A 9,371-nucleotide genomic window follows, 5' to 3' on the forward strand; every position below is an offset into this window, starting at 1 on the left:
TCTGCCTACGCTATTTTGAATTAACAAATTATAGAATTTCCTTTTGTCCAACAAATCTATCCCAGCGGAGGAAATACACGGAGACTCCTGTGGGAGGACAGGCCTAGGTGAGACTACGCAGGAGCGTAGCGACGAGGAGGCTCAACAGCCGCCCACGGAAAGCGTAGTGTATTTCCGTAGCGGTATTCTACTTTGTACTTCGTTTTTATTTCCAAGATAGAAATCAACGCTACTGTTACTAGTTTTTAAATTTTCACTACTGCACAGTATCCTTCAACTGCATTGCACAGCGATCAACTGTTAACGATATGCTAAAATGAAAAAATTTCACGGTGTGATTAGTACTGGCAAATATTTTTATGGTTTATCATTTGAATTTGCCCTATTTTTACGATATTATTTTATAATGGAGATTAAGGATTGGAGGGTTACTCTTTATGAAAAGTCGTTTTGCAATTATATTAGCGGCAGGACAAGGAACTAGAATGAAATCCAAATTATATAAAGTACTTCATCCAATTTTAGGTCGTCCGATGATTCAATATGTTATTGAAGCGCTAAAACCGGCTAAAGTTGAAAAGTTAGTAACCGTTATAGGTCATGGCGCAGAGAAAGTTAAATCAGTAATAGGAAATGAGAGTCAATTTGTTTTACAGGAAGAACAACTTGGTACAGCCCACGCTGTTATGCAAGCTGAAAAGATATTAGAAAATAAATCCGGTACAACCATAGTAGTTTGTGGAGATACACCTTTAATAACGGCTGAAACTTTTGATGAATTGTTTGAATATCATGAACGTTCAGGAGCAAAAGCTACAGTCCTTACAACTAATATTACTGACCCTACCGGATACGGGCGAGTAATTCGTGGCGAGTCAGGAGATGTGGAAAGGATTGTCGAGCATAAAGATGCAAGTGATGAAGAAAAAACGGTAAAAGAAATAAATACTGGAACGTATTGTTTTGATAATGAAGCTTTATTTTCTGCTTTAAAAAAAGTGAATAACGACAATGCTCAACAGGAATATTATTTACCAGATGTAATTGAAATTTTAAAGTCACAAAATGAAAAAGTATCTGCATTTATCACAGAAGACGATAAAGAAACAATTGGGATAAATGATCGTATTGCTTTATCACATGCTGAAAATATAATGAAAATTCGTATAAATGAAAAGCATCTTAAAAATGGCGTTACCATTATGGATCCAAATAATACATATATTGGACCTGATGTGACAATAGAACAAGATGTTGTAGTATATCCTGGTTCGATGTTAATGGGAGATACTCATATTGAAACGAATACCATTATTGGTCCGAACACTGAAATAGAAAATTGTACAATTGGTCAAGATACTGTTATTAAACAAAGTGTTTTGAAAGACAGTAACATAGGAAGAGAAGCAAATATTGGACCGTTTGCTCATATCCGTCCAGAGACCACAGTCGGAAATGAAGTAAGAGTAGGGAATTTTGTTGAACTTAAAAAAACTGTCATTGGTGACAATACAAAAGTACCACATTTAAGTTATATTGGTGATGCTAATCTTGGCAAAGGTATCAATATTGGTTGTGGCACAATCACGGTCAACTACGACGGTACAGACAAGCATGTAACAACTATTGAAGATAATGCATTTATAGGTTGTAACTCGAATTTAGTTGCACCTGTTATAATCAAAAAAGGTTCTTACGTAGCGGCGGGATCAACGATTACAGATGATGTACCGATAGATTCTTTAGCTATTGCAAGATCCAGACAAACAAATAAAGAAGGCTATGTTGCTAATTTGAAAAAATAATTTTACTGGAGGGCTTCATTCATGTCATCAGGGTATAACGATAAATCTTTGCAATTATTTACACTTAATTCTAATAAAAAGTTGGCTGAAGCAATTGCAAAGCATATCGGTGTTCCTTTAGGGAAATGTAGTGTATCAAAGTTCAGTGACGGTGAGACGCAGATTAATATTGAAGAAAGTGTTCGTGGATGCGATGTATATGTAATTCAATCGTTGTCTGAACCTGTAAATGATAATATTATGGAACTATTGATTTTGACAGATGCTTTAAAACGTGCATCTGCTAGAACAATTAATATCGTTCTTCCATATTACGGCTATGCTAGACAAGACCGTAAAGCGCGCTCAAGAGAACCAATTACCGCGAAATTGGTCGCAAATTTATTGGAAACAACTGGTGCAGATCGTGTTTTAACATTAGATTTGCATGCACCACAAATTCAAGGCTTTTTTGATGTACCAATTGATCATTTACAAGGAGTACCGATATTGTCAGAGTATATAAAAGAGAAAAACTTGGATGACATTGTTGTTGTATCCCCTGATCATGGAGGAGTTATTCGAGCTAGAAGAATGGCAGATCGCTTGAAAGCCCCGATTGGTATCATTGATAAACGTCGCCCAAAACCAAATGTTGCAGAAGTGATGAATATTATTGGTGAGATCGAAGGCAAAACAGCTATTATCATCGATGATATTATTGACACAGCAGGCACAATACAGCTAGCAGCAGACGCTTTGGTTGAAAAGGGAGCGAAAGCAGTTTATGCTTGTGCTACCCACCCCGTTCTTTCAGGGCCTGCTATTGAACGAATAGAGAATTCTCGTATTGAGGAACTCGTTGTAACAAATACAATCGAACTACCAGAAGAGAAGAAAATCAACAAAATTACGCAATTATCAGTTGCTCCTCTCATTGGAGAAGCAATTGTGCGGATACATGAACATAAATCAGTAAGTATTTTATTTGATTAAAATTAATAATTTGGAGGAAAAAGGAATGGCTATAAGTTTAAAGGCAAAAAATCGTGATAATTTTACTAGAGCAACAACTAGTCAATTGAGAAGAGAAGGATTTGTCCCTGCTGTAGTATACGGGAAAGGTAAAGATACGAAAACAGTTAGTGTTGATAATGTTGAGTTATTAAAAACGGTCCGTGATGAAGGACGAAACGCAATTATTTCATTGGACATCGAAAATGGTGATTCAGTTGATGTAATGTTACATGAGTACCAAACAGACCCTGTTAAAGGTGAAGTAATTCATGTTGACTTTTACGTAGTAGATATGAAAGAAGAAATGGATGTTGAGGTTGCGCTTCGATTGGAAGGTGAAGCTGCTGGTACTAAAGAAGGTGGAGTTTTACAACAGCCGTTATACGAATTACAAGTTCGTGCAAAACCAAGAGATATTCCAGAAGAGATTACTGCAGATGTGTCCAATTTAGAAATTGGTGATACTTTAGCTGTTAGCGACTTACCAGCTTCAGATAAATATGAATTTTTAGATGACCCAGAAACAACTATTGCAGTTGTATTAGCGCCTGAAACTGAAGAAGAAGAAACTGATGGAGATGTTGATTTTAGTGCTGAGCCTGAATTAGTAGGTGCAGATGAGGAGAAAGAAAACGAAGAAGAGTAATTTCTTTGGCAGATAAGAAAGTGCAACACTTTCTTGACTCGCTCACTGGCTAAAAGCTCGGGCGTCCTGTGCGTCGTAAGGGCAACTCATACTCTCGCCAAGGTTTTGCGATAAGCCAGGTTTTCTAAGGTTAATAATGTATGTAGTAACCCTCCTAATAAGAGAATTCTTGTTAGGGGGGCTTATTACATTACAGAAGATAGAGGGTAATAATAAATGAAATGTATAATTGGTTTAGGTAATCCAGGAAAAAAATATGAAAAGACACGACATAATATTGGGTTTATCGTGTTGGATGAATTAAGTCGACAGCATGCTTTTTCATTTGATAAAAATAAATTTAAGTGCGAATACCATATTGATTTTATTCAGGATCAAAAAGTATTATTCATTAAGCCACAGACGTTTATGAATCTATCCGGCGAGGGGGTAAGACCTTTACTGGACTACTACAATGTAGATTATGAAAATGCGCTTGTTATCTATGATGATTTAGACTTACCAACAGGTAAAATACGCTTGAGGGAAAAAGGTGGACATGGAGGCCATAACGGAATCAGATCGTTAATTGAGCATTTAGGAACAAAGGAATTTAAAAGACTAAGAATAGGTATCGGAAGACCAGTAGACGCCACGCCGATTGTTAATTATGTTCTTAAACCTTTTTCAAAACATGAAGAAAAAGAAGTATCATCTGCAATCGATGCATCAGTAAAAGCATGTGACATGTGGATGAATCAATCATTTTCCGAAGTGATGAATGCATATAATAAATAAGTAATCTCTTCTTTCATGATGAATAAAATTACCTGATAAGGATAAACTTTAGTATGTATACTATCGTTTTGATATCAGGAGGTTGACAATTCATGTCTATTGTTTATAAATGTAGACATTGTGGGCATACAATTGGAAAAATAGAACAACAAATTGTAACGACATCGATGTTAGGCTGGGATCAATTAACCCCACAAGATAAGCAAAGAATGATACAATATAAAGAAAATGGAGATGTCCATATAAAATCAATATGTGAGAATTGTGAGGATTCACTTGGACAACATCCTGATTACTATGAATTAGAGTACTTTCTACAATAGATAATAGCGCATGAAAGGCTTTGGTAGGAACCAAAGCATTTTTGCGCTTTTTCTGCTGACTGTCACTATCAGCTTAATATAAAACAGGAATGCTAGATTTTTTAACAGATAAGAAAATCGCTCACTGGCTAAAAGCTCGGGCGTCCTGTGCGTCGTAAGGGCAACTCATACTCTCGCCAAAGCTTGGGCGAGAAGCCAAGTTTTTTCTAAAAAGGAAATAGGACATAATATGGGGGTTTTGCGAATGAAGGAAATTTATCACTTTTTAAAAGATAAGGAAGATATACAATCAATTATTGATGGGATATCTAGCGGATTAAAGGAACAACTTGTTGCGGGCTTAACCGGAACGGCAAGAAGTTTATTCATTTCGACGATTAATCAAGCTCATAACAAGAAAACATTAATTATTACACATCAACTAATCCATGCACAAAATCTATATGACGATTTAATTGAATTTTCTAAAAACCCCAATATATTTTTATACCCAGTTAATGAATTAATTGCTTCGGAAATGGCAATTGCTAGTCCAGAACTTAAAGCTGAACGGATTAGATCACTAACTAACTGGCTTCAAGAAGACTCAGCTATTTTAATAGCACCTATTGCAGCATTAAAACGAATATTGCCTCCCGTAAATTATTGGAAAAAGTATCAACTATCATTTATAGAAGCAGGGATTGTTCCCATTGACGAATATATGGCAACTTTGGTTGATATGGGATATGAAAGAGTTGATATGGTTACTGCTCCAGCTGAATTTAGTGTTCGTGGTGGAATCATTGATATTTATCCGGTAACAGAGCAACACCCGATTCGAATTGAACTTTTTGATGATGAAGTAGATTCTATACGTTACTTTGATGCAGATACACAGAGGTCATTAGATCGTCTAACGGAAATATCAGTTGGGCCGGCAAAAGAATTGTTATTGTCGAAAGAAGACAAGGTAAAAGGCGCCGAACGTTTAGAGAAGTCTTTGGCTACTACATTGAAAAAAATGAAAGCATCAAAGGAAAAAGAAGCGATAATTCAGTCGGTAGAACATGATATAAGCCAATTAAAAGATGCAGAAGATTTTCAAGATATGTACAAATATAGTGAATTTTATTATGAAGATCTTAATAGTTTGTTAGATTATCTTCCGAATGATGGACTTATTATCTGTGATGAGATGAGCAGAATTCAAGAATCTGCACAAAATTTAGATAAAGAAGAGTCGGAATTCATCCAATCATTATTGGAACAATCTAAAGTATTACCAAACACGAGGTTTTCTTTTGATTGGAACCAATTAAGGGAGAAAATGACAAAGCAACGAATTTATATGTCCGTATTTTTAAGACATATCCCAAGCACCCAACCAGAGAATATTGTCAATTTATCTACGCGGGTGATGCAAGAGTTTCACGGGCAAATGCCACTGTTTAAAAATGAACTAACGAGATGGGAAAAGGGCGATTATTCTATCGTAATTTTAACTGAAAATATGCAGCGTGCTGAAAAAGTACAATCTATTCTGCATGATTACGGAATGGAAATCCCAATAAAAGAAAGCATTGAATTACCCACAAATACACCGATAATTTCAGTTGGAAATATTAGTGCAGGAATGGAGTTACCTTTACATCGGCTTGCAATCATAACTGAAAATGAGTTATTTAAGAAAAAACAAAGTCGTCCCCGAAAAAGACAAGCAATTTCTAACGCTGAAAGAATAAAAAATTATCAGGAGTTAAAGATTGGGGACTATGTCGTTCATCGAAACCACGGAATAGGAAAGTATATAGGTGTTGAAACATTACAAGTAAATAACTTGCATAAAGATTATATGCTCATCAAGTATTCAGGCGATGACAAACTTTATGTTCCAATTGATCAGATTGACCTTGTACAAAAATACGTTGGCTCGGAAGGGAAAGAACCTAGGCTTTATAAATTAGGTGGAACGGAATGGGCGAAAGTAAAAAGGAAAGTTCAATCGACAGTTGAAGATATAGCAGATGATTTAATTAAATTGTATGCAGAAAGACAAGCACAAAAAGGATATGCATTTGAAAAAGACACGGAATTACAACAAGAGTTTGAACATGCTTTTCCATACCAGGAAACGGAAGACCAAATTAGATGTGTAGAAGAAATAAAAACAGATATGGAAGCTTCAAGACCAATGGACAGGCTTCTATGTGGAGATGTAGGTTACGGGAAAACCGAAGTTGCTATCCGTGCTATTTTTAAAGCCGTCATCGAAGGGAAACAAGCAGCTGTTTTAGTTCCAACAACTATCCTTGCCCAACAACATTTTCAAACGATGCAAGAAAGATTTCAAGACTATGCAATTAATATCGGTTTACTTAGTCGTTTTCGAACTAGAAAACAACAAAACGAGACATTAAAAGGCCTAAAAAATGGTACAATCGATGTCATTATTGGGACACATCGATTGCTTTCAAATGACGTTGTCTACAAAGATTTAGGGTTATTGGTTGTCGATGAAGAGCAGCGTTTTGGTGTGAAACATAAAGAAAAAATTAAACAAATCAAAACGAATGTGGATGTTTTGACATTAACGGCAACCCCAATTCCACGGACGTTGCATATGTCGATGTTAGGAATTCGTGATCTATCTGTTATTGAAACACCACCGGAAAACAGATTTCCTGTACAAACGTATGTAATAGAACATAATTTAGCTTTCATTAGAGAAGCCATTGAGCGAGAAATAGCTAGAGGAGGACAAGTGTTTCTGCTATATAATCGGGTTGATAATATTGAAAAAGTTGCCCGTGAAATTGATCAGCTAGTTGAAACGGCAAAAGTTTCTGTTGCTCATGGTCAAATGAACGAAACAGAACTTGAAAATGTCATGTTTGGCTTCTTGGAAGGAGAAAGTGATGTTTTAGTTAGTACGACAATTATTGAAACAGGTGTTGATATTCCAAACGTAAATACGTTAATTGTGTATGATGCCGATCGAATGGGATTAAGTCAGTTGTATCAATTACGAGGCCGGGTTGGAAGGTCAAATCGAGTCGCTTACGCCTATTTTACGTACCGAAAAGATAAAGTTCTCTCAGAAGTTGCAGAAAAACGTCTTCAAGCAATTAAAGAATTTACTGAATTGGGTTCAGGTTTTAAAATTGCCATGCGTGATTTATCGATCCGTGGGGCGGGGAATTTACTCGGAGCACAGCAGCATGGATTCATCGATTCGGTTGGATTTGATTTGTATTCTCAAATGTTAAAAGAAGCAATCGACTCACGTAAAACTGGAAAGCCAGTTGAAGCGGTTAAACCATTTAATCCCGAGTTGAACCTAACGGTAGATGCGTATATTCCCGAGGCTTATATTGAAGATGAGAAACAAAAGATTGATATGTATAAACGGTTCCATAGTTTTGAATCACTGGAACAAATTGATGATTTAAAAGAAGAATTAGTGGATCGATTTGGTGATTATCCAGATGAGGTAGAAAAATTATTTCTTATCTCTTATTTGAAAATGGTCTCGAAAATACAACGGATAGAATCAATAACAGAGAAGGGTAAAAGAACAGAATTGGTCGTTGAGGAAGAAAGAAGTCAACAAATTGATGGCTCTAAGCTCTTCCAGTTAGCGAATGACTTTGGTAGAAATGTGCAATTAGGTACAGTAGGTAATAAATTAAAAGTTGTTTTTAAATGGAAAAATGAATCCGTAAAAGAAAGATACGAGCAAATTGGATCTTTTATTGAGAAGTTAAAAGACGTGTTCCGGGATGATAGCGATTTAGGTGAAAAGAGTGGCAAGTCCTTGAAGGATAATAGTGAAACCGAAGTTGTTAATAAATGGACATTGGATAAAATAACAAAAAATATGTAAGAAATGTATAGTTCCTTATTGTTGATTCATACTAAAAGCAACACTGGTGTTATTTACACTATATGAAAAGAAGTACTAAATTAAGTTTTTATCATTAATTAGTTCTTTTGCTAGTGGCAAATACAACATACAGAATGCGAGGTTTGTAAAAGTATGAAAGCAACAGGAATAGTTCGACGTATTGATGATCTTGGAAGGGTTGTAATTCCAAAAGAAATTAGACGTACATTACGTATCAGAGAAGGGGATCCATTAGAAATATTTGTTGCAAGAGAAGGTGAAGTTATTTTAAAGAAATATTCACCGATTAATGAACTGGGACATTTTGCTTTAGAGTATGCGGATGCACTGTACGATTCTATTCACTACCCAGTGTTAATTTGTGACAGAGATGAAATAATTGCTGTCAGTGGAGATTCAAAAAAAGACTACTTAAATAAAAGTATTGGTGCAGACATAGAAGAGGCAATCGAAAAGCGTTCTAATCATTTAGAAACAGAAAAAAGTACAGTGGAAATAGTACGTGGGAATGATGAAGACATTGATTCATATGCGCTAAGCACGATAATTTCAAACGGAGACCCAATTGGTTCTGTTATTATCCTTTCCAAAAATGGGGAGACCTTGACGGAAGTGGAACAAAAAGTTGCAGAAACTGCAGCTAATTTTCTTGGAAAACAGATGGAGTAACTAAAAGAATTGTTAAAAACAAGGTGAACGTTTACCTTGTTTATTTTTTTGCCTTGAAAACATTAATCAAAGATCACTATGTTATAATGGAAGTTGCTTATTGACTCAAGTTTTATCTACAAGCCAATAGTTGTTTTTGAAAGTGTTTTGCAGAAAGACACTTACATGACAGAAGGATACTGTAGAGTAGCGCTCAGGTTGTTTTCCGCTACGAACCGTTGCTTTCCGCGGGCACGGCTTCAGCCTCCGAAGCAGAAAACCACTGCTTC

General features: G+C 35.8%; 7 protein-coding genes. All 7 read left to right on the forward strand.

Annotation, left to right across the window (positions count from 1 at the left end; all coding sequences use genetic code 11):
• Window positions 1–437 precede the first annotated feature (437 nt).
• The 7 genes from glmU (at window position 438) to spoVT (ending at window position 9,102) form a co-directional block, all read left to right on the forward strand.
• A complete protein-coding gene (glmU, locus tag ACPYKA_RS15365; RefSeq protein WP_479543094.1) occupies window positions 438–1,805 on the forward strand; it encodes a bifunctional UDP-N-acetylglucosamine diphosphorylase/glucosamine-1-phosphate N-acetyltransferase GlmU in 1,368 nt (455 codons plus the stop codon).
• Between the two features lie 21 nt (window positions 1,806–1,826).
• On the forward strand, window positions 1,827–2,780 hold the full coding sequence (locus ACPYKA_RS15370; protein ID WP_479543095.1) for a ribose-phosphate diphosphokinase: 954 nt from the start codon (window positions 1,827–1,829) through the stop codon (window positions 2,778–2,780).
• Between the two features lie 25 nt (window positions 2,781–2,805).
• Entirely contained in the window at window positions 2,806–3,447 is a 642-nt protein-coding gene (locus ACPYKA_RS15375; protein ID WP_479543096.1) for a 50S ribosomal protein L25/general stress protein Ctc, read from the forward strand.
• A 216-nt stretch (window positions 3,448–3,663) separates the two neighbouring features.
• Window positions 3,664–4,224: an aminoacyl-tRNA hydrolase gene (gene pth / locus ACPYKA_RS15380; RefSeq protein WP_479543097.1), complete on the forward strand. Its 561-nt coding sequence runs from the start codon at window positions 3,664–3,666 to the stop codon at window positions 4,222–4,224.
• Between the two features lie 92 nt (window positions 4,225–4,316).
• On the forward strand, window positions 4,317–4,547 hold the full coding sequence (locus ACPYKA_RS15385) for an anti-sigma-F factor Fin (RefSeq protein WP_479543098.1): 231 nt from the start codon (window positions 4,317–4,319) through the stop codon (window positions 4,545–4,547).
• 244 nt (window positions 4,548–4,791) lie between these two features.
• Window positions 4,792–8,412, forward strand: coding sequence for a transcription-repair coupling factor (gene mfd, locus ACPYKA_RS15390; RefSeq protein ID WP_479543099.1), 3,621 nt, complete (start codon window positions 4,792–4,794; stop codon window positions 8,410–8,412).
• A 153-nt stretch (window positions 8,413–8,565) separates the two neighbouring features.
• Window positions 8,566–9,102, forward strand: a complete 537-nt coding sequence (spoVT, locus tag ACPYKA_RS15395) for a stage V sporulation protein T (RefSeq protein WP_479543100.1) — start codon at window positions 8,566–8,568, stop codon at window positions 9,100–9,102.
• Window positions 9,103–9,371 lie beyond the last annotated feature (269 nt).

This window comes from Pseudogracilibacillus amylolyticus (SeqCode), assembly GCF_051918545.1.
Lineage (GTDB): Bacteria > Bacillota > Bacilli > Bacillales > Amphibacillaceae > Pseudogracilibacillus.